The 23,918-nt window shown below is 71.1% G+C and carries 20 protein-coding genes and 1 pseudogene; 7 read left to right on the forward strand and 14 right to left on the reverse strand.

The genetic code is table 11. The features are described 5' to 3' along the window. Window positions 1-230: 230 nt before the first annotated feature. Window positions 231-1,520, forward strand: a complete 1,290-nt coding sequence (locus tag FHL79_RS01605) for a PP2C family protein-serine/threonine phosphatase (RefSeq protein ID WP_246080211.1) — start codon at window positions 231-233, stop codon at window positions 1,518-1,520. Window positions 1,521-1,705: 185 nt separating this feature from the next. Here FHL79_RS01605 and FHL79_RS01610 read toward each other — a convergent pair whose 3' ends face one another. The 9 genes from FHL79_RS01610 to FHL79_RS01655 form a co-directional block, all read right to left on the reverse strand. Next, window positions 1,706-2,455 (reverse strand): GAF and ANTAR domain-containing protein, encoded by a 750-nt coding sequence (locus FHL79_RS01610; protein WP_138756873.1) that lies wholly within the window; start codon window positions 2,453-2,455, stop codon window positions 1,706-1,708. 373 nt (window positions 2,456-2,828) lie between these two features. Then, window positions 2,829-3,635, reverse strand: coding sequence for a GAF and ANTAR domain-containing protein (locus FHL79_RS01615; protein WP_246080213.1), 807 nt, complete (start codon window positions 3,633-3,635; stop codon window positions 2,829-2,831). A gap of 731 nt (window positions 3,636-4,366) precedes the next feature. Continuing rightward, window positions 4,367-4,621, reverse strand: a complete 255-nt coding sequence (locus FHL79_RS01620; RefSeq protein WP_138756903.1) for a Smr/MutS family protein — start codon at window positions 4,619-4,621, stop codon at window positions 4,367-4,369. A gap of 594 nt (window positions 4,622-5,215) precedes the next feature. After that, window positions 5,216-5,653, reverse strand: coding sequence for a hypothetical protein (locus FHL79_RS01630; protein WP_138756875.1), 438 nt, complete (start codon window positions 5,651-5,653; stop codon window positions 5,216-5,218). Window positions 5,654-6,161: 508 nt separating this feature from the next. Beyond that, window positions 6,162-6,431 (reverse strand): DUF8691 family protein, encoded by a 270-nt coding sequence (locus FHL79_RS01635; protein ID WP_138756876.1) that lies wholly within the window; start codon window positions 6,429-6,431, stop codon window positions 6,162-6,164. A 197-nt stretch (window positions 6,432-6,628) separates the two neighbouring features. Then, window positions 6,629-7,489, reverse strand: coding sequence for an ABC transporter permease subunit (locus FHL79_RS01640; protein ID WP_138756877.1), 861 nt, complete (start codon window positions 7,487-7,489; stop codon window positions 6,629-6,631). Beyond that, a complete protein-coding gene (locus FHL79_RS01645; RefSeq protein ID WP_138756878.1) occupies window positions 7,486-8,430 on the reverse strand; it encodes an ABC transporter ATP-binding protein in 945 nt (314 codons plus the stop codon). Before FHL79_RS01645 ends, FHL79_RS01640 begins: the two co-directional genes overlap by 4 nt. After that, window positions 8,427-9,455: an NAD(P)-dependent alcohol dehydrogenase gene (locus tag FHL79_RS01650; protein WP_138756879.1), complete on the reverse strand. Its 1,029-nt coding sequence runs from the start codon at window positions 9,453-9,455 to the stop codon at window positions 8,427-8,429. The genes FHL79_RS01645 and FHL79_RS01650 overlap by 4 nt, the downstream gene beginning before the upstream one ends. Continuing rightward, window positions 9,452-10,204 carry a DUF4386 domain-containing protein gene (locus FHL79_RS01655; protein WP_138756880.1) on the reverse strand — a complete coding sequence of 251 codons (753 nt, stop codon included), beginning with the start codon at window positions 10,202-10,204 and terminating at the stop codon, window positions 9,452-9,454. Before FHL79_RS01655 ends, FHL79_RS01650 begins: the two co-directional genes overlap by 4 nt. A 257-nt stretch (window positions 10,205-10,461) precedes the next feature. Here FHL79_RS01655 and FHL79_RS26390 point away from each other — a divergent pair. After that, a pseudogene (locus FHL79_RS26390) lies at window positions 10,462-10,641 on the forward strand (MFS transporter); the annotation flags it as partial. A 727-nt stretch (window positions 10,642-11,368) separates the two neighbouring features. Further along, window positions 11,369-11,710: an MFS transporter gene (locus FHL79_RS25460; protein WP_218938285.1), complete on the forward strand. Its 342-nt coding sequence runs from the start codon at window positions 11,369-11,371 to the stop codon at window positions 11,708-11,710. Window positions 11,711-11,760: 50 nt separating this feature from the next. Here the strand turns inward: FHL79_RS25460 and FHL79_RS01665 are convergent, their stop codons facing one another. The 3 genes from FHL79_RS01665 to FHL79_RS01675 form a co-directional block, all read right to left on the reverse strand. Further along, window positions 11,761-14,547, reverse strand: a complete 2,787-nt coding sequence (locus FHL79_RS01665) for a winged helix-turn-helix domain-containing protein (protein WP_138756881.1) — start codon at window positions 14,545-14,547, stop codon at window positions 11,761-11,763. A gap of 306 nt (window positions 14,548-14,853) precedes the next feature. Further along, window positions 14,854-15,975, reverse strand: a complete 1,122-nt coding sequence (locus tag FHL79_RS01670; RefSeq protein ID WP_138756882.1) for a serine hydrolase domain-containing protein — start codon at window positions 15,973-15,975, stop codon at window positions 14,854-14,856. After that, on the reverse strand, window positions 15,972-16,571 hold the full coding sequence (locus tag FHL79_RS01675; protein WP_138756883.1) for a MarR family winged helix-turn-helix transcriptional regulator: 600 nt from the start codon (window positions 16,569-16,571) through the stop codon (window positions 15,972-15,974). Before FHL79_RS01675 ends, FHL79_RS01670 begins: the two co-directional genes overlap by 4 nt. Window positions 16,572-16,627: 56 nt before the next feature. Between FHL79_RS01675 and FHL79_RS01680 the strand changes: the two genes are divergently transcribed. Continuing rightward, entirely contained in the window at window positions 16,628-17,122 is a 495-nt protein-coding gene (locus FHL79_RS01680; protein WP_138756884.1) for a GNAT family N-acetyltransferase, read from the forward strand. Between the two features lie 604 nt (window positions 17,123-17,726). After that, the gene (locus FHL79_RS01685) at window positions 17,727-18,602 is read left to right on the forward strand and encodes a sensor domain-containing diguanylate cyclase (RefSeq protein WP_138756885.1); all 876 of its coding nucleotides are present in this window, start codon (window positions 17,727-17,729) and stop codon (window positions 18,600-18,602) included. Between the two features lie 65 nt (window positions 18,603-18,667). Here the strand turns inward: FHL79_RS01685 and FHL79_RS01690 are convergent, their stop codons facing one another. Both FHL79_RS01690 and htpX read right to left on the reverse strand, forming a co-directional pair. Then, window positions 18,668-19,450, reverse strand: coding sequence for an SGNH/GDSL hydrolase family protein (locus FHL79_RS01690; RefSeq protein WP_138756886.1), 783 nt, complete (start codon window positions 19,448-19,450; stop codon window positions 18,668-18,670). 21 nt (window positions 19,451-19,471) lie between these two features. Next, window positions 19,472-20,344, reverse strand: coding sequence for a zinc metalloprotease HtpX (htpX, locus tag FHL79_RS01695; protein WP_138756887.1), 873 nt, complete (start codon window positions 20,342-20,344; stop codon window positions 19,472-19,474). Window positions 20,345-20,501: 157 nt separating this feature from the next. On the opposite strand from htpX, the gene FHL79_RS01700 reads away from it, so the two are divergent. Together FHL79_RS01700 and FHL79_RS01705 are read left to right on the forward strand one after the other, a co-directional pair. Beyond that, window positions 20,502-22,511: a 2-oxoacid:acceptor oxidoreductase subunit alpha gene (locus FHL79_RS01700; protein ID WP_138756888.1), complete on the forward strand. Its 2,010-nt coding sequence runs from the start codon at window positions 20,502-20,504 to the stop codon at window positions 22,509-22,511. After that, window positions 22,508-23,611, forward strand: a complete 1,104-nt coding sequence (locus FHL79_RS01705) for a 2-oxoacid:ferredoxin oxidoreductase subunit beta (RefSeq protein WP_246080217.1) — start codon at window positions 22,508-22,510, stop codon at window positions 23,609-23,611. Before FHL79_RS01700 ends, FHL79_RS01705 begins: the two co-directional genes overlap by 4 nt. Window positions 23,612-23,918 lie beyond the last annotated feature (307 nt).

Here is a 23,918-nt window from a genome sequence, read left to right on the forward strand (position 1 = left end):
GGGCCATTGACACGCGATGGTCGAACTGCCGGACGTCATTGATAGCGGTTGATTGCTCTACCGACGGCACGGCAACGAGACAACGAGCGAGCGAGGGCAGCCGGGTCCGACGGGCAGTCGACCGGTCGTCGGTGGTCGACCGGCTGCCCCCCCCCGACCGGTCACCGACTGTGACAGCAGCCCGACGACCGCGGGTGAGTTTGCACAGGCGTGTGTTTCTGATGATGATCATGACGGTGACGACGAGCGACGAGACGGAGCCCCAGGCCGGCTTCACCGACCGGGACGAGGGCAGGCCGGCATCCGAGAGCATGGGAGAACGACTGCTCGGCGCCCTGCTCGACCGGGTGCACAAGATCGCACCCCGGCTGGTCGGTCAGCTGATCGCGCAGGAGGCACGGACCGCCGGGGCCACCGACGTCAGCATCCACCTGCAGGACCTCGCCCAGATGACGCTGCGGCCGCTGACCGGGCCTGGCCTGGTCGGTGATCCGCTCCCCATCGCCGGCAGCCTGGCCGGGCGGGCGTTCAGCAGCGAGCAGCCGGTCGAGGAACCCCTCCCCGACGGCTCGGTTCGGCTGCACCTGCCGATGCTGGACGGGTCCGACCGGCTCGGCGTGCTCGGCCTGACGCTCCCCCGGCTGGACGACCACGACCGGCAGCTGGCCCAGCGGCTGGCAGGCCTGGCGGCGGACATGATCGTGACCAACGACAACTACACCGACGCGTTCTTCCGGGTGCGTACCGTCGGGCCACTGACCCTAGCCGCGCACATGCAGTGGCAGACCCTGCCGCCGCTGTCGATGATCACCCCGGACGTCGACCTCGGGGGGATCCTCGAGCCGGCCTACGAAGTCGGTGGCGACAGCTTCGACTACGCCTTCAACGACCACGTGCTGCACGTGGCCGTGTTCGACGCGATGGGCCACGGCCTGGAAGCCGCGACGATGGCCACCGTCATCATCGCCGCCTACCGGCACGGGCGGCTGGCCGAACTCCCGTTGACGGAGCTCTACCCGGCGATGGACCAGGCGGTGGCCAGCTCCTTCCCTGGGCGGTTCGCGACCGCCCAGCTCGGCCGGCTGGACACCGAGACGGGGGTGCTCAGCTGGGTCAACGCCGGGCACCCGCCCGCGCTGTGGGTGCGCCGCAGCCACGTGATCGGTGAGCTCACCGGTCCGATCAGCCGCCCGATCGGCTTCGGCGCCGGAACGCCCGTCGTGCAGACGGCCCAGCTGGAGCCCGGGGACCGCGTCCTGTTCTTCACTGACGGGGTGGTCGAGGAGCGGCTGCCCGGCGGCGAACAGTTCGGCGAGGAGCGACTGCGCGACCTGATCGAGCGGAACACTGCGGCGGACCTGACCTGCGCCGAGACAGTGCGGCGGCTGTCGCATGCACTGATGGCCGCTCGCTCCGGTCGGACCAGCGACGACGCCTCGCTGCTGCTGCTCGAGTGGAAGGGGCCACCCCGGGAGGACGAGCTCGACCGCGACATACCTGAGGCGACCCCTGACGGCTGACGCTCGGCCAGCGCCCGGCGCGAGCACAACCCCCTCTTCTTGATTCCGACCCCGGGCGCGACGGCGCGTGGGGGGTGCAGCAGCACGGCCAGCGGGTCCGCCGCCTGCGCGCAGCCGGCCCGTGCGCCTGCGATCGTGACCGGAGCAGGAGGTCTAGCGGCGATCGCTGTCCCTGAGGCAGCGGCTCAGCTGCTCAGCGTGCCGGTGCGGGTGAGGTCCTCGGCCACCTGGTGGAGCTTGCGGTTGGTGTCCTGGCTGACCCTGGCGAGGAGGCCGAAGGCCTGATCCGCCGTGATCTTGAAGCGTTCCATCAGGATGCCCTTTGCCTGCCCGATCACGTCCCGGTTCGCCAGCGCGATGTTCACGTGCTCGACCTTCTGCGCCTGTGCCACGGCGACCGATGCATGAGTAGCCAGCAGCAGTCCGACCTGTTCGGACTCGTCGGTGAATGCACATGGTTGGTCCGCGAACAGGTTCAGGGCTCCCAGGTTGTCGCCCTGGACGAACAGTTGGAGGCAGAGCATGCTCGCCACTCCGATGTCCGCAGCCCGCGCTGTCAGGTCAGGCCACCGCTCGTCGTTGACCACATCGTCGGAGCGGATCGTCTGCTGCTCGTACAGCGCGTCCATGCACGGCCCCTGGCCGGTCTCGTCCTGGAGGGCGTCGAACTGCCTGGGTCGGTCGCTGGTCGCCGCCGCCGAGGACACAGAGCGACGCTTGCGGCCGATAGAGATCCCGGCGCACTCGGCGCCAGGCACCATCGCCACCGCCATGGCGACGACCTGGTCCATCACCTGCTGAGGATCCGACTGGTCCTGGAGTTCTCTCGCCGCGTCGGCCAGCCGCCTGGCTAGGTCTTCCGAGTTCTCGAACGTGCCGGTGTCCTGCGCCGAGGGCCCGTCCCGCCCCGTGGACTCATTGCTCCGGCCGCTCATAACTGGACTCTTGCACAGGTGCTGACCCGGTCAGGGATTGCGGCTGCGAAAGGACGGCCCCACGCGCGAACGGTTGCACGCGCGGGGCCTGACCCGAACCGCATGCCATGGCGTGGGTCGGGCTCCGCCCAGCTGACCACGATCTGCAACGATCGGCCCACTGAGGGATGGCCTCACAACATGTTCACCAGCGATATTCCGCCGGAGCGGGTCAGTCGCCTTGGTACCGCGTCAGCGCCGTGGCCCTCTCGACGTCGGCCTTCGTGGTCGGTGATGGCAGGCACAACGTCTCGGAGGGGGCGGTCCTGCCGCCCGGTGGGTTCGGAGCGACGGGCGCTGACCGCAACGGCCTCCGCGGACAGGCAGTGGGTGTCTAGGAGTGTTCCGGGGCTGCTGTGCCCGGGCGACTTCGCGGCTGACTCCCTCGGGGGTGCCTGCCAGTACCTCGCGGCGTCACGACGGGCAGTTCGCCGGTGTGCACGAGATCCTCGGCGACGTCCCGGAGCTTCCGGTTGGCGTTCATCGACGCCAGGACCAGCAGTCGGAACGCATGGTCCGGCGTCACCTTGTAGCGCTCGATCAGCACGCCTTTGGCCTGTTCGATGACCGCCCGGGACGCCAGGGCGGCCTGCTGGCCGTCGGCCAACTTCCGGGCGCTCTGGTAGGCGTACACGTTCCCGGCCGCCACCGCGGCGTAGGGACCGAACGCCACTGCCACGGACCTGCTGTCCTCATCGAACCCGTCAGGCGTCTGCGCGTACAGGTTCAGCGCGCCGGACAGGCCCTCTTCCTCATCGATGACCAGGGGTATCGACAGTGAACTGAGGTTGCCGCGCTCGGCCGCGCGCGCGACGTAGTCCACCCAGCGGCTCTCGGTGCGGGTGTTGATGATCTCGGTCACCTCGCTGATGCGGGCGGCATGCAGGCACGGTCCGTGGCCGCGCTCGTACTGCCGTTCGTCCAGGTCCACGGCGAGTTGCCCGGTCGAGGCCATCGTCGACGGTGCGTCCTTGATCAGCAGCGTCACTGACGCCTCGATGTCGCCGGGCAGGACGGTCGTAACCAGGTCGGCGACCGTCTGCAACAGACTCTCCATCGACAACTCGCGCGGGGACAACCTGCCCAGGCGCAACAGCGCATCGGCGGCGCTCGGGGGTTGGGAAATATGCCTGTCGCCCACGAAGGGCTTCCGGTCTGCAGTGAGAACCGGGGGCTGGGAACCGCGGCCGCGGTCCCCCCGAAGGAGGCCGCGCTGATACGCCGCTGTTGGACGCACCATCGTCGCTCAGACCATCCCGAGCGACTGAGCCCGACCCTGCGCGGATTCACGTGGCACTGCGGATCCGGCCGGTGCGACCCAGACCCGGCCGTACACCCGTCCCCGCACATCTGACCGCTTGCCACAACTGGCCCCATCCGGCTGCAACGGGTCGGGGGAAGGGTGACCGAAGGCCATCCCGGAGGGACGCGCAGCGCCCTTCCGGCGACTAATGCAGCTGGGAGATTCGGCCGGGGTGGAGCGGCATCCCGGCGCCGAGCGCTACGAGGCTCGCGGATCAGCGGGCGTCCTGTGCCGTGAACGGGCGTCACCGCCCGCCCCCATTCAGTCACGAAGCGCTCAGCCACCACCCCTCCACCACCGCACTCGGCCAACGGTGACGGGCAGCTCAAGGGCGTTTCCCAGACTCCTGGGCGCGCGTCCTGCGGCTCATCTACTTCACCCCGCCTCGCGCGCCGCTCACACGGATCTCCAGCCCGCCTGGCGCCTGCAGTGCTGCGGGATCGGCGTGGGCCGGCACGTTCCGCCAGCGTGCCAAGGATGCACGGTCACCTACCGGCCCACTCGCCCACCCTGACCACAGCAGTCGGCGGTCGTCCGACCTTCTTGAAGTGACAGTCCGCTAGGTAGCGCTACTTCCACCGGAAGTGAACGAACAACCGGCCGAAGTTGTCGGAGTCCTTCTCGACCCGGTGATACAGCGCCTTGGTGTCCTTGCGATCCAGGAAGCGCAGCACCCGCTTCTTCAGCTGGCCGGATCCCTCACCGGGGATGATCTCGACCAGGGGCGCTCTCTTGGCCACGGCTTCGTCGATGATCGCGCGGAGCGCACGGTCGATCTCGCCACCGCGGTTGTAGACGTCGTGGAGATCGAGCTTGAGCTTCACCCAACCATCGTCCACGCCCGGTGCGGCGAGGACCACCTACCCCGCCCCATCAGAGAACGGGGACGCAGCTCGAGACCGGTCCAGGACGGCGCCTGCCCAGGCTCAACGTGAACCGACGGGCGTACGGATCTTGGTCCGCGAACAGTCCGCGGGACGTCCAATTCAGGCCATGGTCGGCCAACGACGACAAATCACATACCCGCAGCTCAGACCGCGTTTTCCGCAAATTTCCGCACACTGCAACACGCCGAGAATCAGTACGACAACTACCGTTGAATTGCGATGAAGCCGCAGCTCAGCAGCTTGTCAGCTGGCGCCATTCCGCCCACGAGCCGCGCGAGCGCCGAGCGCGGCGGCCATCAGGCCGCCCGCTGCGGCGCGCGTGCGGTCTTCTGTGGTGGGCCAGAGGTGGGAGTAGACGCTCAATGTGATCGCTCGCTGTAGCCGTGCGCGCCGTCGACGTTGACCTCAACGTCATGGACGAGCAGTGGGCCCTGCCCAATGAGCAGGAATCCCGATGTAGGAGGTGAGCGGCCCTCTACATGACGACGGGCGGTACCTCCGTGCGGAGGTACCGCCCGTAGCGTCGGAACGTCAGATCCCGATGGCCGCCGCGAACATCGGCACCAGTTGGTCGGGCATCTTGAAGCCCTGAGTGGGCTGCCAGGCGTTCTTGCCGTTGTAGCCGGACACCAGGGGCTTCGGCAGCCCCTCGGGGATGAGCCCCTTCTTCCCCAGGCTCTTGAGGTGCTTGTTCAGCGGACCCGTCACCTTCCCAGTCAGCTTGTCGCCCAGCACCGCGCGCAGCTGGTCGTCTGGGCAGAAACCGCCGGCCTTGACGACCATCTCGAGGCTGGTGCGGGCGGCGATGCCGACGGCGTTGTAGACGATCTTCGCGACCTCGGTGTCCCAGCCCTCCCAGGACGCGGTCTCGACCGCGGCGGTGACGCCGTTGGGGTACTGAGCGGTGATGTCAGCGGCGATCTTGCCGAGGATGGCGAGGTCGCCCTCGATGGTCAGCGTGCCGTTCATGGCTTCTCCCGGATTTCAATCGGCCTTGGAAACATCTTGTCAGGACTTATAGCCGGGTCTAAGGCTTCTTGTAAGGTCACCCGATCGAGTGAGGTCCTTTGGTTCATCCGGGCGAAGGCCGCACCAAAAGGACCCGATGGGCTAGTCCGGAACCCATGGTCTGCTGAAGGCACCCTCGGCCCGGTCCGTCACCGACGCGGCCATCACCACGCTGATTTGGGCAGGTCCGCCGATCGGGGCACATCCGGGGCACGCGAACTTCCGGTTGGTCCCGGGTTGGCAGTGGCTGACTGAGAGGTGTTGTCGCAGGTCGCCGGCTGATCAAGAGATTCGCCCTAGTCCATGACACCCCGTCAGGTGTTCTGGGACGAGGTGTTCGCCGTGGTGTCGCGGAGTCGGGGTGGGCTGGCCCTCACCGTCCCGATGCTGGTGGAGGTGAGGGCAGCCCACCGCCGCGAGCCGGCAACTGCCGGGGTGGCTGAGAGCTCGCTGGAGGCTGGTCGGCGTGTCACCAGGTGAGGTGGGAGGTCGTATCAGGTCGCTCGGCGTCGAGCTGCGTGACCGCGACCAAGGGCACGCCCAGGTCGCGCACCTTGGCCAGCAGGCCGTGCAGTGCTGCCTGGTCGGCCACCGGGCCGGTGAGGACGGTCGTGCCGTCGGGGGCGCGGGTGAGCGTCATGCCGTCGAACCAAGTGGTCCATCGGGGTGCGAGGTGCGTCCCCAGGCGGATCTCGTAGCGGCGGGCCTCGGAAGGGCCGACGCTGGCCTGCTTCGTCATGGGATTCTCCTGTCCGGTGCCGCCGAGGGGTCCTGGCGGCGCTCCGGCACCGAGCGCGTGCGGAGTCGAACTGGGTGCGGCGACTGATCGCAGGCCGGATGCCCCGAGCAGCGGGGCGACGGCGCGTGCGACCGTGGGGCGTCGGTGCGGACTCCCGCGCGGCGCCGTCGGCCCGCCACGCGGACGTGCGGGTCCGGTCAGGCGTCCCGACGGCGGAGCACCACGGCCCCGGCGAGCAGCGGGAGGAGCGCGTAAGCCGCGATCACGAGCAAGCCGGTGGCTGCGGTGAGCTGCTCACCGCCGGAGGACAGCGAGTCCTCGCTGCCGCCGAGGAACGCACCCGAGGCCGGCAGCGGCAGGTAGCGGGCGATCGTCTCCACCCAGTTCAGGCTGATGAAGGCCAGGACGCCGGGCAGCAGCAGCAGGACCGTGAGGGCGACGGTGATCGCGCCGGCGCTGGAACGGAGCAGCGTGCCCACGCCCAGGGAGAACAGCGCCGCGGCGATCAGGAAGTACACGGTCCCGCCGAACACCTGCCAGGTCCGCGCGTCGTCGAGGGCGGGAACGAGGTCGTGCTCGGCGAGCTGCGGCATCGTCACGAGGTAGGACAGAGCGATGCTCAGGGCCGCGACGGCCGCGGTGAGGACGCTGAGCGCGATCGCCTTGGCCAGGAGCACCGGCACGCGGGTGGGCACCGCGGCGAACGTCGAGTGGATCATCCCCGTGGAGTACTCACCGGTGATGAGCAGTGCGCCGAGTACAGCGATGGTCAGCATCCCGATCTGGAAGCCGCCGGAGACGAACTCGGCACCGTTGGTCGTGGCGAGCGTCGGTGCGGTGACCGGGTCGGCGGCCATGGCGTCCACGGACGCCGCGACGGCCAGGGAGATCCCGGTGATCAGGACGACGGTGGCGCCCAGCACCCACCAGGTCGAGCGCAGCGAGAGCAGCTTGCGCCACTCGCCGCGCAGGATGCCGAGAAAGCTCGGTCGAGCTTCCACGGCGGGCCGAGCGACGGTTGGGTGGACGGCGGCGGCAGTGGCGGTGATCGTGCTCATCGGTTCTCCCCCTTCGGGGCGGTCGGGGCGGTGGCAGTGCCGTCGGACCGGTACTCGACCGCGTCCTGGGTGAGGGTCATGTAGGCCTCCTCGAGGCTGGCGCTGCGCGGGCTGAGCTCGTGCAGCGCGATGCCGTGGGCGCAGGCGAGCTCACCGACGCGCTCAGCGTCGATCCCGCGGAGCTCCAGCGCGCCGGGCGCCGAGGAGGTGACGGCGGCGCCGTCGGCCTCCAGGAGCGCGGCGAGCTCGGTCGCTCGTGGGGACCGCACCCGGACCGCCGCCGCCGACACCGAGTCGATGACCTGCTGCACCGGGCCGGCGGCGATGATCCGGCCCCGGCCGATGACCAGCAGCTGGTCGGCCGTCTGCGCCATCTCGCTCATCAGGTGCGAGGAGAGGAACACCGTGCGTCCCTCATCAGCCAGAGACCGCACGAGCCGCCGCACCCACTGGACGCCCTCGGGGTCCAGGCCGTTGACCGGCTCGTCGAGGATGAGCGTCCGCGGGTCGCCCAGCATCGCCGAGGCGATCCCCAGGCGCTGCCCCATCCCCAGCGAGAACCCGCCCACGCGCTTGCGGGCGACGGTCGCCAGGCCCGTCATCTCGATGACCTCGTCGACCCGCGCGGCCGGGATGTTGTGCGTGGCGGCCATCGTGCGCAGGTGCGAGCGGGCGCTGCGGCCGGTGTGCACGGCCTTGGCGTCCAGCAACGCCCCGACCTCGCGCAGCGGCGCGCGGTGGCGGGCGTAAGCCATCCCGTTGACGGTGACGGTGCCCGACGTCGGCCGGTCCAGACCCATGATCATCCGCATGGTGGTGGACTTGCCGGCGCCGTTGGGCCCGAGGAACCCGGTGACCGAGCCCGGTGCGATGGTGAAGCTGATGTCGTCGACGGCGGTCTTGTCGCCGTAGCGCTTGGTGAGCTGGTGTGCCTCGATCATGACGATGCCCTTCGTGATGTCTTGGTGAGCGGGGCCGCCCGCCCGGGCTCGGCCGGGGTGATGCGGACGACGACGTTGCCGCGCTTGCGGCCGGTGTCGACGTAGCGGTGGGCCTCGGCGATGTCTCCGAGGTCGAAGGTCCGGTCGCGGACCGCCCGGAAGGAGCCGGCCTCGGCGAGGTCGACCAGCGCAGCCAGGTCCTCGGCGGTGCCCTTCCCGGGGCCGGCGGTGACCACGTGGTCGGTCCGCCGGCTGCGTAGCGGCGCCCGCAGCAGCCCGGGCAGGTCGGTGATCACCAGTAGCAGCGCACCACCCGGCTTCAGGAGATGCCGCACCCGCTCGAAGGACGCGTTGCCGACGCAGTCGACGATCACGTCATAGGTCGCGGCCTCCGCGGTGAAGTCATCGACCGTGTGGTCGATCACCCGGTCGGCGCCCAGCTCGGTCACCAGGTCGCGATTGCCGCCGCTGCAGACGCCGGTGACGTGCGCGCCGGCGTGCTTGGCGAGCTGAACCGCCGCGCTGCCCACGGCGCCCGACGCCCCGTTGACGAGCACCGTGGCACCCGGTGCGACGTGAGCCTGGCCGAGGAAGCCTCGAGCGGTGAGCCCACCGAAGACCAAGGTCACCGCGTCCTCGAACGTCATGCTCCGGGGCTTCAGCGCGATGAGGCCGTCCCGGCGCACCCGGGCGAACTCGGCGTGCCCGCCGAACGCGGCGCCGAGCATCGCGAGCACCTCGTCGCCGGGGCGGAATCCGGTGACGTCGGCGCCGACGGCCTCGACGACGCCGGCGACGTCCATGCCCAACACTCGCCGCTTCGGCCGGAAGGCGCCGATTCCGACTGCGGCGAGGAGCCACAGCCCGCGGGGCACCTCGCGGCTGCGGGCGCGGTGGTCTGCGGCACTGACCGTGCTCGCATGGACCCGGATGAGGACGTCGTCCCGGCCGATCGACGGGCGCGACAGCTCCTGCACCCGGACGTTGTCCGGACCGCCGAACCGGCGGTAGACCGCGGCCCTCATCGGACGGCCTGCCCAGCCTGCAGCGCGGCGACCGCCCCTGGCTTGAAGCCCTTGGCGATCAGGTAGATGCCGAACGAGACCTCGAACACCGCGACCGGGATCGCAGCAACAAGGGCCAGCGGGGACACGTTCTCGTAGACGCCGAAGAAGATCGCGATGTCGGAGACCAGGAGCAGCGGGGCACCGACGAACGCGATGAGCGGCAGGGTGCGGGGCACCAGGCCGGACCGGTACAGCACGTAGCCCAGGAGCAGGTCGACGAAGACGGGCATCAGGCTCTGGGAGAGCAGGAACGTCCAGGTGTAGACGGCGACCAGGGTGTGGCCCGTCGTGAGCAGCGAGGCCGGGTCCGTGCCGGTGGTCCCGACGACGTCGGTGCGCAGGGTGACGACCGTGAGCATGCTGACGACGCCGACGAAGATCAGGCTGGTCTCCACGAGCCGGGCGGTCACGATCCCGAGGGCGGCGCTGTGGTTCTGCCGCTTGAGCACCGGGAAGAGCACGACGGCGGTGCTGATGCCGGCCACGCCGATGACGACCTCCGACAGCGCGCCCACCATCACGCCGGTGTCGCTGCCGGCACCCAGGAGGAAGGCGCCGACGTCGTCCTTCACCGGCTTGTACAAGCCCAGAGCGGGGATCGAGACGAACGTGAGCAGGTACAGCACCCCGGCGATTCGGGCTCTCCGCCTCATCGGGTCCGGCGCCGGTCGGCTCGCTGCGGTGGTTGTAGGTGCGGTGGTGGTCATGGCGTGTCCTTCACAGGTCAGCGAGGCCGTCGCGCTGAGGGACCGACCTCGCGCACGTGGATGTCGGTGGACGTTCCGGGTGGTGCGCTCAGGAAGCTAGGAACCGATGTGGTGAGCAGGGATCACATGGATGCGGTGATCGATGTGGTGAGCTGACCGCCCCGAGCGCACCAAGCGGCCAGGTCCCCGCTGCACGGCCATCCACCGGTGGCGGGCCGGCCGCACATGCTGGCCTCGAGCCGGAAGGGGACGCGCCGATGCCCGACGTCTCCCAGCCCCGGGGGGCCGCCGAGCGCCGGGCCGGGTGGGGGTTCATCGCGCTGTTCGCGGCGGCTCACCTGGGAGCGACCTTGCAGCTGCTCGCACCCCTGCTGGTCACCTTGGCCCTGAAGGTCGACTCGCTGGTGGGCAGCGACCAGGCGCCGAACAGCCTGGCGCTGGTGACCGGAGTCGGCGCCTTTCTGGCGCTGTTCGCCAACCCGTTCTTCGGCAAGCTGAGCGACCGCACGGCCGGGAGGTTCGGCATGCGCCGCCCCTGGATGGTAGGCGGACTGCTGGGTGGGTTCCTGGGGCTGCTCGTCATCGCGGTGGCGCCGACGATCCCGGTCGTCCTGCTGGGGTGGTGCCTCGCGCAGCTGTTCTTCAATGCGCTGCTCGCCGCGATGGTGGCGGTGCTGCCGGACCAGATCCCGACCTCTCAGCGCGGCCTTGTCTCCGGCGTCCTGGGCATCTGCCTGCCCATCGCGTCGGTGACCGGCACCTTTCTGGTCCAGCTGTTCACCGGCAACTCCCTGGCCATGTTCCTGGCCCCGAGCGCGATCGGCGGGTTCTTCGTCCTGCTGTTCGCAGGCGTGCTGCACGACCGCCGTCTCGCCGCCGCCGACCGGCCGGCCTGGTCCTGGCGAGGATTCGCCGGCACCTTTACGTCAACCCGCGGAAGAACCCCGACTTCAGCTGGGCGTTCGCCAGCCGGTTCCTGTTCGTCTCGGCGTACACCTTCCTGGTCACCTACATGGCGTTCTACCTGCTGGACGACATCGGCACCGCCAAGTCCGAGGTGCCGCGGCAGATCTTCACCGGCACCGTGGTCCAAGCCCTCTTCATCGCCGCCGCGTCACTGCTCGGGGGCCGCTGTCGGATCGGATCGGTCGGCGAAAGATCTTCGTGGTCACCGCCTCGATCGTGTACGGCCTGGCGATGTTCGCCGCCGCCGTCGCCGCCGACGTCAACGGCTTCCTGGTCGGCATGGCGATCAGCGGGCTCGGGTTCGGCCTGTACATGGCCGTCGACCTGGCCCTCGTCGCCGATGTGCTGACGGGGACGGACACCGCCAAGGACCTCGGCGTGTTCAACATCGCCAACGCGCTGCCGTTCTCCATCGCCCCAGCGATCGCCTCCGCCGTCCTCGCCGTCAGCGGCGGCGGCTACGGCGCGCTGTATGCCGTGGCGGGGGTCTGCGCGTTCGCCGGTGCGGCCGCGATCCTGCCCGTGCGGCGGGTCCGCTGAGCAGTCCTCGTCAGTTCGGGTGGGAGCGGCCAGCGGCCTGGCGGCGAGCCTCACCGGTGGTGAGCGACGCCGGTCCGCGGCTCATGGGTGTCGAGCCGTGGCATCAGGTCCAGCTCCTGTGCCCGTCGCACTGCTGCCCCGCGGTCGTTGACGCCGAGCTTGGCGTAGATGTTCTTGGTGTGCGTGCGGACGGTGTTCAGCGAGACGTACAGCTCGCGCGCGATGGCTGGCCCGTCGAGGTGGGTGCCGAGCAGCCGCAGAACGTCCAGCTCGCGAGCGCTCAGCGGCTCGACCAGGCCCGCCTGAGCCGCTGCGGGGCCCCGGCTCCGGGGCTGGCTGCCGTCGCCGGCGTCCAGACCTTCCAGAAGCCGTCGGGCGTAGCCCGAGGAGGTTCCCTTCGCTGCGGCCTTGAGCAGCACGGCCATGCCGGGGCCCTCGTCGGCGAACAGACGGACATGGCCGTGCGCCTCCGCCAAGGTCAGCGCACGCTGCAGTGCGCTGTGGGCCGCGGGCATGTCACCGCGCGCCTGCTCGGCGAGCGCCCGCACCACCAGCACGTCCAGGACGCCGCCGGTGCGTCCACCGACCTCCGCCGCCTGCTGCACGCGGTTCAGCAACCCCACCGCGCCGGACAGCGATCGTCCGTCGCCGTCGCCCGCCGCCTGGGCCACCAGCCCCCGAGCCAGCGTGACGTGCTCGAACTCGCGCAGGTACTCCGGGGCGTCCTCGACCGTCAGCCCCCGCTCGGCCGCCCAGGCGAGCACGTCAGCCCACCGGCCGTGCCGGGCGAGCAGCCGCGCCCGCACCGCGGCCACCGGCCGCACGTCGGGGAAGTAATCCCCGGCGTATCGGAACTGCGCCTCGTCGAGGGGGGCCAGCGCGCCGTCGAGGTCGCCTTCGGCCTCGGCCATCCGGGCCATCGCGACCAGCCATCGGTACGGGGTCTGCGGCAGGCCGGCGTGCTCGCCCAGCTCCCGGCTGGTGGTGAGGTGCCCGCGGGCGGCCTCGAGGTCCCCGCGTTCGATCAGCACCCCGGCGAGGGCCACGTGGAGGTCCGCTGCGCCGCGCAGCACTGGGCCGGTCTCGGGCGTCACCAAGCGCAGGACCCGCTCGAGCGTGCTCATCGCGTCACGGAGCCGGCCCTGGGCGATGCGGATGTCGGCGAGCGCGATCGTGCAGCCGGCCACGTCGGACAGGTGCCCGGCGCGCTCCAGGTGCGCGGCACAGTCGGCGTACCAGCGGTATCCGGCCTCCAGGTCCCCACCGGTCCAATAGGCGAGCCCGAGCAACCCGGCTGCCGGGCCCCGGCTGAGATGGTCGTCGTCGCCGGCGAGATCGAGCGCCGTTCGGGCGTGCCTGATGGTGTCGGCCGTGTTCCCGGAGAGCAGGGCCTGTCCGGCGCGGTACAGGGAGATCGCGCTGGGCACTCGGCGGAATGCGTCGGCGTCGACGACCACCATCCCCGCCGACTCGACCCCGACGGTCTGGCCGTCGCCGGGGGCCGCGATCACCCACCGCTCAGCGTCCCGCAGGTGCGCCTCCACGCCCTCGATCTCGCCGCTGACCATGAGCGCCGCCGTGTAGCCGATGCTCAGCACCGGCCGGGTCTGCAGCACGTCAGCCGGTAGCGCCGCCAGCCAGCGGCGGATGGTGGCCTCCTGACGGCCCTGCTGCAGTGCCGGCAACATCAGCTCGATCAGGTCCGCCGCGCGCGCGGCGTCGCCGCCGGCCAGCGCGTGGTGCGCCGCCTCGGCCCGCTCGCCGTTGGCCGCGTGCCAGTCGCCGGCCCGCCGGTGCAGGCCGGCGACGGCGTCGGGCTGCTCGTCGTGCAGGTACGCCTGCAGGACATCGGCGAACAGGTGGTGGTAGCGGTACCAGCGGCGGCGGTCGTCGAGCGGGACGAGGAACAGGTTCGCCCGGTCAAGGGCCTCGAGCATCGCCTTGCCGCCGTCGGTGCCGGTGACGGCGTCGCACAGCGGGCCTGTCAGCCGGGTCAGGACCGAGGTCTGCAGCAGGAAGCTCCGGACCTGGTCGCTCTGCCGGGCCAGCACCTCCTCGACCAGGTAGTCGACGATGTAGCGGTCGTCTCCGGCGAAGTCGGCGATGAACCCGGCCGGGTCATCGCGGCCCTGCAGCGACAGCGCGGCCAGCTGCAGCGCAGCGATCCAGCCCTCGGTGCGGCCCTCGAGCACCGCCACATCGCCGGCGGTCAGCCGCAGTCTCATCGCCTCGGTCAAGTAGTCCGCGGCCTCCTCTGCGGTGAAGCGCAGGTCGGTGGCGCGCAGCTCGACCAGGTCGCCGCGAGCGCGTAGCCGGGCCAGCGGCAGCGCCGGGTCGGCGCGGCTGGCGATCACCAGGTGGATCTGCGCGGGCAGGTGCTCGATCAGGAAGGTCAACCCGTGGTGCACTTCGGCCGTGTGGATCAGGTGGTAGTCGTCGAGCACCAGGACGACATCGTCGCCGATCTCGGACAACTCGTTGACCAGCGTCGCGAGGACCGCGTCGGTCGAGGACTGCGGCGACTGCAGCAGGGCCAGAGCGCCGGCGCCGACCCCCTCGGCCGCGCTGCGCAACGCTGCAACCACGTAGGTCCAGAACACCGTTGGGTCGTTGTCCCGCTCATCGAGGGACAGCCACGCCACCGCCTGGCCGGTCGCGCCACCGGTGGCCAGCCACTCGGTCAGCAGCGTCGTCTTGCCGAAGCCGGCTGGGGCCGACACCAGCGTCAGCGCCCCCTCGGCCCCGCGGTCCAGGTGCTCGGCCAGGCGTGGCCGGGCGACCGCGCCGTGCCGGCGCCGCGGGATGTGCAGCTTGGTCTGGAGCAGCGGGCCGGCCATGCCCATCACTCCTCGGTTCGGTCACCGGGCGGCGCGGAGGATGCCGGGGCGGGCGAGCTCACCGTAGCGGCTCGGCGGCGCGAGATGGGCTGGACGCTGACGGTCCGCCGGGGGCCCAGCGACCTGGCGGTGGTCACCTGCTCACGCCGGCGCGGCGGGGCGCGCACGCTGGCGGCCGCCGCTGTTCGTCCTGGAGGCCGTGGACGTCGGGACCGGGGCGCGGGATGGGAGGGCAACAGGACCGTGTACGCCAACGCGATCCCGACGACCAGGGCGCTCCGTGAGCAGACGGGGCCAGCATGCGGCTCACGGCCGGAGTGCCGCTCGGACGGCGGCCATGATCGCGTCGTGATCGTAGCCGCGGGTGGTGTTGGCCATGGTGACGATGCCGAGGTCGTGCTCGGGGTAGAGGCGCATGGCGTTCCAGAAGCCGCCGCCGGTGCCCCAGTGCTCGACGAAGGGGGGTGTGGCGTCCCGGTCGGCGGGGCGCCGGAACCAGCCGAGTCCGAGGTCGAAGGGGCGGCCGGGAGTGTTGATCCGTCGCATGCGTCGCGCCGACTCTGGCGCGAGGACCCGGTGACCGTCGATCACGCCGTCGGCCAGGTGAAGACGCAGCAGTCTGGCTGCGTCGACGGCGCTCCCGATGAGTCCGCCGTAGCCCGCTCCGGCAACCCGGAACGGGTGGAGCGAGAGAACGCCGCCGACCCGGCGCCCGGCGATGCCGGGCGGTAAGGCCGCGCGAACCAACGGGGTGGCAACGCGGGGCAGCCGGACGTAGCCGGTGGCGATGTCCTCACCGGGGACCGGGTCGTAGCCGGTCGCGGTCATGCCCGCAGGGTCCAGCACCGCGGTGCGCATGTGGTCGTCGAAGCGGCGGCCGGCGGCCCGCGCGATGACTTCGGCGAGCGCCAGGTAGCTCACGTTGGAGTAGCGCGCCGGCCCTCCGGCCGATCGGCGGGTGCGGCCGTGCCGGGACAGCAGCCGGCGGGCGAACTCGTCCACATCGGATGCGGGGGCACTGGCCGGGAGGACCCACCGCAGCGGCAAGGGATTGCTCAGTCCGGCGGTGTGGGAGAGCAGATCGCACACGCGTGGCTGCGTCCGACCGGCGCGAACAGCGAACTCGGGCAGCAGGGACCGGACGGGCGCCTCGAGGTCCAGCCGGCCCTCGTCCGCCAGGCGCATCGCGGCCGTTGCGGTGGCGATCTTGGACATCGAGAACCACGGGTAACGGGTGTCGGCGGTGGCGCTCATCCCGGAGGCCAGGTCGGCGTGCCCGAAGCCCTCGGCGTGCAGCAGCCGACGCGAGTCGGTGACGGCGATCGTCAGGCCCGGGACCTGATGGCGGTCCATCAGTGCCCTGATCGTCGACTGCACTGTGGGCAGTCTGTCGGGCTCACTGCGGACGGGGTCGGTGTTGGCGGTCATCGAGGCGCTCCCTGGGCGGTCCGGCTGCGGACGAAGTCGATGTAGGCGCGGACGGTCTGTTCTTCGGTGGGATCCAGCGGTCGCCCGACGTAGGTCAGCTGGTTGTCGGCGGGATCGGGGTGTTCCGACAGGTCGTAGGGGCGCGGGTCCAGTCCGCCGACCTCGCGGAGGGCAGCGTCGAGTCGCTGCAAGGAGATCCGCTGCCGCTGCTCTTCTGAACCGAGTGCGGCCGACAGCGTGCGGGTTGCGGCCAAGAAGGTCTCCGCAGCCAGCGCATGGGCCTGCTCGCCGACCGCAGTCAGGGCTACCAGCCGCGACCGCCCGTCCGCCGGGTTCGGCTGCTGTTCGGCGTGCCCTCGCTGCTGGAGGCGGCGGACCCACGTCGACACGGTCGTGGGCCGCATCGCCGTCCATCGGCTGATCTGGCCCGACGGCACCGGGCCGAAGCGCCGCAGTAGCGAGTAGAAGCCGAACTCCTCCCCGTTGAGCCCGCTGTGCTCGGTGAGCACGCCGTCGAGTGCGTTGGACAAGAGGTGGTTGATCAGCCAGAGGTCGAACAGCACTGACATGGGCGCGTCAGGGCGCGGGGTGGGCATGCCCTAAGTATTGCGAAGTCGTAGGAGATAGAGCAAGTGCGTACTACGCTACGGGCATGCAGCAGTCAATCCGCGTGCGCCGAGCCGGCGTTGATGACGCCCTGGTTCTCCGCGACCTGAGCTTGAGAGCGATCCGCGGCTCAGCCTCGACGCACTACGGCGCTGCCCAACTCGATGCCTGGGCTGGCCGACGCACCGTCGAGGGTCACGCCTGGATGACGCGCTACACGGTCGTCCTGGTCGCCGAGCTGGATGGCGTGGCGGTCGGCTTCTGCAGCGTGGCACTGGAGCCGGTCGCCGGTCTGCAGGCCGGCGAGGTCGACCAGCTCTTCGTCGATCCGGATCACGGCGGCCGCGGCGTGGCCCGACTTCTGCTCACATCCGTGGCAGACCAGGCCCGAGCCGCGGGACTGCTCCGCCTGACCACGCATGCCTCATGGCGCGCTGTACCCGCGTTCGAACGACTGGGCTACCAGCGCGTCGAGGTTGAGACCGTCGACCTGGATGGAGTTCCGCTCACCCGGGTCCAGATGACCACCCAGCTCGACTGAGCGACGTCAGGCAGGTTCCTGCGACGTGCGCCCGCCTACCCCAGCGCCATACTCGGGCGAACACCGGGCGGATGCACCAGGCGTGGCGCGCCCTTCCCGGACGTCGACGGCGATCTCGGTCCGCAGTCAGTCCGCAAACAGTCCGCAAGACGTCCCATTCGGGCCGTTGTCGACCAACGAGGGCCAATCAGGAAAGCGCAGGTCAGCAGCCATTTTCATGATCTTCCGCAGACGGCAACACGCCGAGATTCGGTACGACAACTACCGCTGACGAGTCGCGAGTCGCGGTCGACGGCTCGCCAGGACCCGCCGGTCCGCACGGGATGCGCAGCGGTCCGCACCGGCGCCCAGCGTGGCGGCCACCGGGCCGCCCGCTGCGGCCCGCGGGCGCTCCCCGGGTGCGCCACGGCGGTGGCGGACGCCGGGAGGACCACGGAGGAGGTCGAGCTGGGCGGCGGCGGGGACCAGTCGGCACCGCACCGTCGTCCCCGGGTCCGGGTGTGCGCCGGGGACCGCCGACTTCTCCGGGCAGCTCTGGACGTATAACGTGCTGGTCAGCGCCCACTCGGTGCAGGGGCCGGCTCGATCGAGGAGGCAGCACCGGATGGACCATGAGGTGGCCTTCGACCATGCGCCTCTCGGCGTGGCCCTCACGTCCACCAGCGGGGTCCTCCGGACGGTCAACGCGGCCTTCGCCGAGCTGCTGGGCATGCCTCCTGCCGACCTCGCCGGCCGATCACTGCTGTCCCTCACGCACCCCGAGGACGTCCCCGCGGCCGAGGACGCGTGCCGCTCGGTCTCCCGGACCCACAGCCGGCGACTGCTGCACGAGTGCCGGCTCGTGCACCAGGACGGGTCGACCGTCCCGGTCCAGGTCACCACGTCCTGGGTGGACGGTGCTGCCGGGGCACATCTGGTGATGATGGTCGAGGACATCTCCGCCCGGCTGGCCCGGGAGGACGGGCTGCGTCGGCTCGGTCTGCAGGACCCGCTCACCGGCCTGGGCAACCGGACCCAGTTCCGCGACCGGCTGGAGCACGCCCTGCAGCGCGGACGACGTGACGGCCGGGCCACCTGCCTCGTGCTGCTGGACGTCGACGACTTCAAAGCGGTGAACGACCGCCACGGCCACCCCGTGGGCGACCTGGTCCTGGTCAACGTCGGGCGTCTGCTGCAGCAGTCGTCACGGCACAGCGACAGCGCCGCCCGCATCGGCGGGGACGAGTTCGCCATCGTCTGCGAGGACACCAGCCCGGGCGACGCTGCACAACTCGTGGACCGCCTCCGGCATGGTCTGCGGACCGCGATGCTCATCGGCCGGGCAGAGGTCCTGGTCTCCCTCTCGGCCGGGGTGGCCGTCAGCTCTCCCGATGCCGACCCGCTGGTGGAGGTGGACGAGCTGATCAGCCGGGCCGACGTCGCTCTGTACGCGGACAAGAGCCGCGGCGGCCGAACAGCCACCGCACACCCGCCACGCTGAGGGGACGCACCGAGGACCGGTACGACGACCACCGCCGAGCACCCCGCCCCTTCCCCGGTCGGGGCTCAGCGGCTCGGCTCGCCCTCCCGGACGGCCGGGCCCGGCGTGACCTCCACCCAGTCCAGGTGCTTGCCGGTGCGTCCGGCACCGGACGAGCGGCGGAGCACCCGGCGCAGCGCCCAGGGCAGCACGTGCTCGCGGTAGTAGCGGGCCTCGGTGCGCAGCCCCCAGACCTCGTCCGGGCCGGGGTCGACGACGTGCGCCGCACCCGGGTGGCCCAGCGCGGCGAGGACCAGCCCGGCGACCCGGCGGTGGCCGGACGGCCCCAGGTGCAGCCGGTCCGGCGACCAGTACTCGGGACGGCGCAGCTCCTCGTCGCCGAACGCGTCGACGAAGAGCACGTCGTGCCGGGCCGCCAGCTCGGCGACCGCGGCGGTCAACGCGACCCCGCTGCGGTGCATCATGGTGCCGAAGGGCAGCCGCGCGGTGGGGTCGGCCCCGCTCAGCAGCACCATCCGCACGCCGGCGTCGGCGCACCGCCGGACCGCCTGCTCGGTGAGCCGGACCAGCCGGTCCACGTCGCAGCCGGGCCGCATCATGTCGTTGCCCCCGCCGTTGAGGGTGAGCAGCGTCGGTGCCGGGCTCAGCGCGAGCGCTGCCTCCAGCTGGTCGGCGACCACCGGGGCGAGCAGCCGGCCACGCACCGCGAGGTTGGCGTAGTGGACCGGCCGGCCCGAGGTGGCAGCCAGCCCGGCCGCCACCAGGTCGGCCCAGCCGCGCACCGAGCCGTCCGGGAGCTCGTCCCCCAGGCCCTCGGTGAAGCTGTCCCCGATCGCCACGTAGCGCATGCGCCGCAGCCTAGGGAGCGCTCAGCGCTGGCCCGGCTCCCGGGCCATCTGCTGCAGCCGGGCGATGCGCTCCGCCATCGGCGGGTGGGTGGCGAACATCGAGGCCATCCCCTGGCCGCGGAACGGGTTGGCGATCATCAGGTGGCTCTGGGTCACCAGCCGGTCGTCCTGGGGCAGCGGCCGCGCGGCGACCCCCCGCTCCAGCTTCGCCAGGGCACTGGCCAGCGCCAGCGGGTCGTGCGACAGCTGCGCACCCGAGGCGTCGGCCTGGTACTCCCGGCTCCGGCTCACCGCCATCTGGACGAGGCCGGCGGCGACCGGACCGAGGAACACCAGCAGCAGCCCGCCGAGCGCGCCGCCGCCCTCCCGGTCCTCGGAGCGCCCGCCGAACAGCGACGCGAACATCGCCATGTGCGCCAGGTAGGTGATCACCGTGGCCATCGCCCCGGCGACCGAGCTGATCAGGATGTCGCGGTTGTAGACGTGCGAGAGCTCGTGGGCCAGCACGCCGCGCAGCTCGCGCCGGTCCAGCAGCTCGAGGATCCCCTGGGTGCAGCACACCGCGGCGTTGCGCGGGTTGCGGCCGGTCGCGAAGGCGTTCGGCTGGTTGGTCGGGCTGACGTAGAGCCGGGGCATCGGCTGGCGGGCCTCGGTGGCCAGCTCCCGCACGATCGCGTACAGCTGCGGCGCCTGCGTCTCGGTGACCGGGAAGGCGCGCATGGCGCGCAGCGCCAGCTTGTCGGAGTTGAAGTACGCCCACCCGTTGACGCCGAGCGCGACCACCAGGGCGATGACGAGCCCGCCCCGGCCGAAGAAGCTGCCGACTCCCAGGATGACGCCGGCCATGAGGCCGAGCAGCAGCGCGGTCTTGCACCCGTTGTTCCACCGTTGCACGCCGGGTAGAACGCGGTCGGACCAGCCGCCGTTCCCCTGACCAGCGCCCCTCCCCGGGAAGGCAAGGCGACCCTGTGTGGGTTGCCTCACGTTCCCCCGCTCACCGGTCGGACCCGGCGACCCGCACGTAACCTGACCGGTCGGAGGTACCTCACAGATGACTGGCACGAACCCCGGAATCATCCCCGCCGAGAGCGGCGTTGCCACCGACATGGACCGCGCAGCCCACAGCTCTGCCCCTGGTGGCCTGGTCAAGAGCGTCGTCGAGCTCGACCGCGTCGTCATCCGGCTGGCCGGCGACTCCGGGGACGGCATGCAGCTGACCGGCGGTCGCTTCACCAGCGAGACCGCCACCTTCGGCAACGACCTGTCGACCCTGCCCAACTTCCCCGCCGAGATCCGCGCACCGACGGGCACCCTGCCCGGTGTCAGCTCCTTCCAGCTGCACTTCGCCGACCACGACATCATGACCCCCGGTGACGCACCCGACGTCCTCGTGGTGATGAACCCGGCCGCACTGAAGGCCAACCTCGTCGACCTCCCCGGCGGCGGCCTGCTCATCGCCGACTCCGACGAGTTCACCCCCCGCAACCTGGCGAAGGTCGGCTACGCCGCCAACCCGCTCGAGGACGGCTCGCTGGACAGGTGGCAGCTGGTCAGCGTGCCGCTGACCTCGATGACCACCGACGCCCTCGCCGACTCCGGGCTGGGCAAGAAGGAGGCCGAGCGGAGCAAGAACATGTTCACCCTCGGCCTGCTGAGCTGGATGTACCACCGGCCCACCGAGGGCACGATCCGCTTCCTCGAGCGCCAGTTCCGCCGCAAGCCGCAGATCGCCGCGGCCAACATCGCCGCGTTCCGTGCCGGGTTCAACTACGGCGAGACGACGGAGGCCTTCGCGGTCTCCTACGAGGTCAAGCCCGCCCCGATGGCACCGGGGAAGTACCGGCACATCTCCGGCAACCAGGCGCTGGCCTACGGGATCGTCGCCGCCGGGCAGCGCTCGGGCCTGCCGGTGTTCCTCGGCGCCTACCCGATCACCCCGGCCAGCGACATCCTCCACGAGCTGAGCAGGCACAAGTCATTCGGCGTGCGCACCTTCCAGGCCGAGGACGAGATCGCCGGGATCGGCGCCGCGCTCGGCGCCTCCTTCGGCGGAGCGCTGGGCGTGACGACGACGTCCGGACCGGGCGTGGCGCTCAAGGCCGAGACCATCGGCCTGGCCGTCATGACCGAGCTGCCGCTCCTCATCGTGGACGTGCAGCGCGGTGGCCCCTCGACCGGCCTGCCCACCAAGACCGAGCAGTCTGACCTGCTGCAGGCACTGTTCGGCCGCAACGGCGAGGCCCCGGTCCCGGTGATCGCGCCGCGCTCCCCCGCCGACTGCTTCGACGCCACGCTCGAGGCGACGCGGATCGCGCTGACCTACCGGACCCCGGTGATCCTGCTGTCGGACGGCTACCTGGCCAACGGCGCCGAGCCGTGGTCGATCCCGGCCGTCGACGAGCTGCCCGACCTACGGGTGGAGTTCGCGACCGCCCCCAACGGCAGCGCCGAGGACGGTACCGAGGGCCAGTTCCTGCCCTACCTGCGCGACCCGGAGACGCTGGCCCGCCCCTGGGCGGTGCCGGGCACCGCCGGGCTGCAGCACCGGATCGGTGGGCTGGAGAAGGCCGACAAGACCGGCAACATCTCCTACGACTCCGCCAACCACGACTTCATGACCCGCACCCGCCAGGCCAAGATCGACGGCATCGCCGCGTCGATCCCGGCGACCGAGGTCGACGACCCGGACGGCGACGCGACGGTCGCCGTCATCGGCTGGGGCTCGACCTACGGCCCGATCGGGGCCGCCTGCCGGCGGATCCGCGCCTCGGGTCGCTCGATCGCCCAGGTGCACCTGCGCCACCTCAACCCGCTGCCGGCCGACCTGGGCCAGATCCTCGCCCGGTACGACCGGGTCGTCTGCCCCGAGATGAACCTCGGCCAGCTGGCCCTGCTGCTGCGGGCGAAGTACCTGATCGACGTGCACAGCCACACCCAGGTCCGTGGGCTGCCCTTCCGGGCGGCCGAGCTGGCCGCCGTGCTGCAGGACGTCATCGACAGCACCGGCCCCACCCCCACCGCGGCCCCCCTCGAGGCCGCCTCGAACGGAGCAGTCCTGTGACCGCCAGCCCGCACGTGCACGACCTCGGCATGCCCGACGTCACCACCATCTCCGGCGCGATCGACGCCTCGGTCGCGGCAAGCGGCCCGAAGCAGACCGAGCTGAAGGCCAAGGACCTCAAGACCGACCAGGAGGTGCGCTGGTGCCCCGGGTGCGGGGACTACGTCATCCTCAACGCGGTCCAGAGCTTCCTGCCCAGCCTCGGCATCGCCCGCGAGGACATGGTCATCGTCTCCGGCATCGGGTGCTCGAGCCGCTTCCCGTACTACATGAACACCTACGGGATGCACTCCATCCACGGTCGCGCCCCGGCCATCGCGACCGGCCTGGCGGCATCCCGCCCGGACCTGTCGGTCTGGGTCGTCACCGGCGACGGCGACGCGCTCTCCATCGGCGGCAACCACCTGATCCACACGCTGCGCCGCAACGTGAACCTGACGATCCTGCTGTTCAACAACCGGATCTACGGGCTCACCAAGGGCCAGTACTCGCCGACCTCGGAGGTCGGGAAGGTCACCAAGTCCACCCCGATGGGCTCGCTGGACCACCCGTTCAACCCGGTGTCGCTCGCGCTGGGCGCGGACGCCACCTTCGTGGGTCGGGCGATGGACTCCGACCGCAAGGGGCTCACCGACGTGCTGCGGCAGGCCGCCGAGCACCAGGGCACCTCGCTGGTCGAGATCTACCAGAACTGCAACATCTTCAACGACGGCGCCTTCGAGCTGCTCAAGGACCCGACCACCGGCCCGATGTGGACCATCCCGCTGGTCCACGGCGAGCCGCTGGTCTTCGGCCCGGGCGGTGCCTCGTGCGTCGTCCGCGACGACTTCGGCGGGCTGCGGATCGCCGAGACCAACCAGGTGGACGCGTCGCAGATCGTGGTGCACGACGCGCGCCGCGAGGACCCCTCGTACGCGTTCGCGCTGTCCCGGCTGTCCAGCCAGGACCTGCGGTACACCCCGATGGGCGTCTTCCGGAAGGTCGCCAAGCCCAGCTACGACCGGATGATGGCCGACCAGCTCGAGGACGCCGCCGCGCAGGAGCCGGCCGACCTCGACGCCCTGCTCGCCGGCAACGACAGCTGGACCGTGACATCGTGATCCTCCGGATCACAACGCGGCCAGGAGCCGTGCCCCCGCTGCGCTGAGCCGTTGCCCGTCCCGCGTCGGGAGGGCCTCCGGCCCCCCGCGCCGCGGGACCCGCTTCGCGGTCCGTACCCGTCCCCGACGGTGCTGCTCCGGGTCCCCCGGTTCTCGTTCGGCAGACTGCCGTTGTGGCCTCCTCCCGCTCTGTCATCCGCCGGTTGCGCTCGGACGTCGTGCTGGGAGCCCGGCTGGGGGCGATGCGGGCCGGGGGACTGGCGCTGGCCGTGCGGGGGGACGGGGTCGCCCGGCTGCTGCACCGGCC

This window comes from Modestobacter altitudinis, assembly GCF_005930475.1.
Lineage (GTDB): Bacteria > Actinomycetota > Actinomycetes > Mycobacteriales > Geodermatophilaceae > Modestobacter > Modestobacter altitudinis.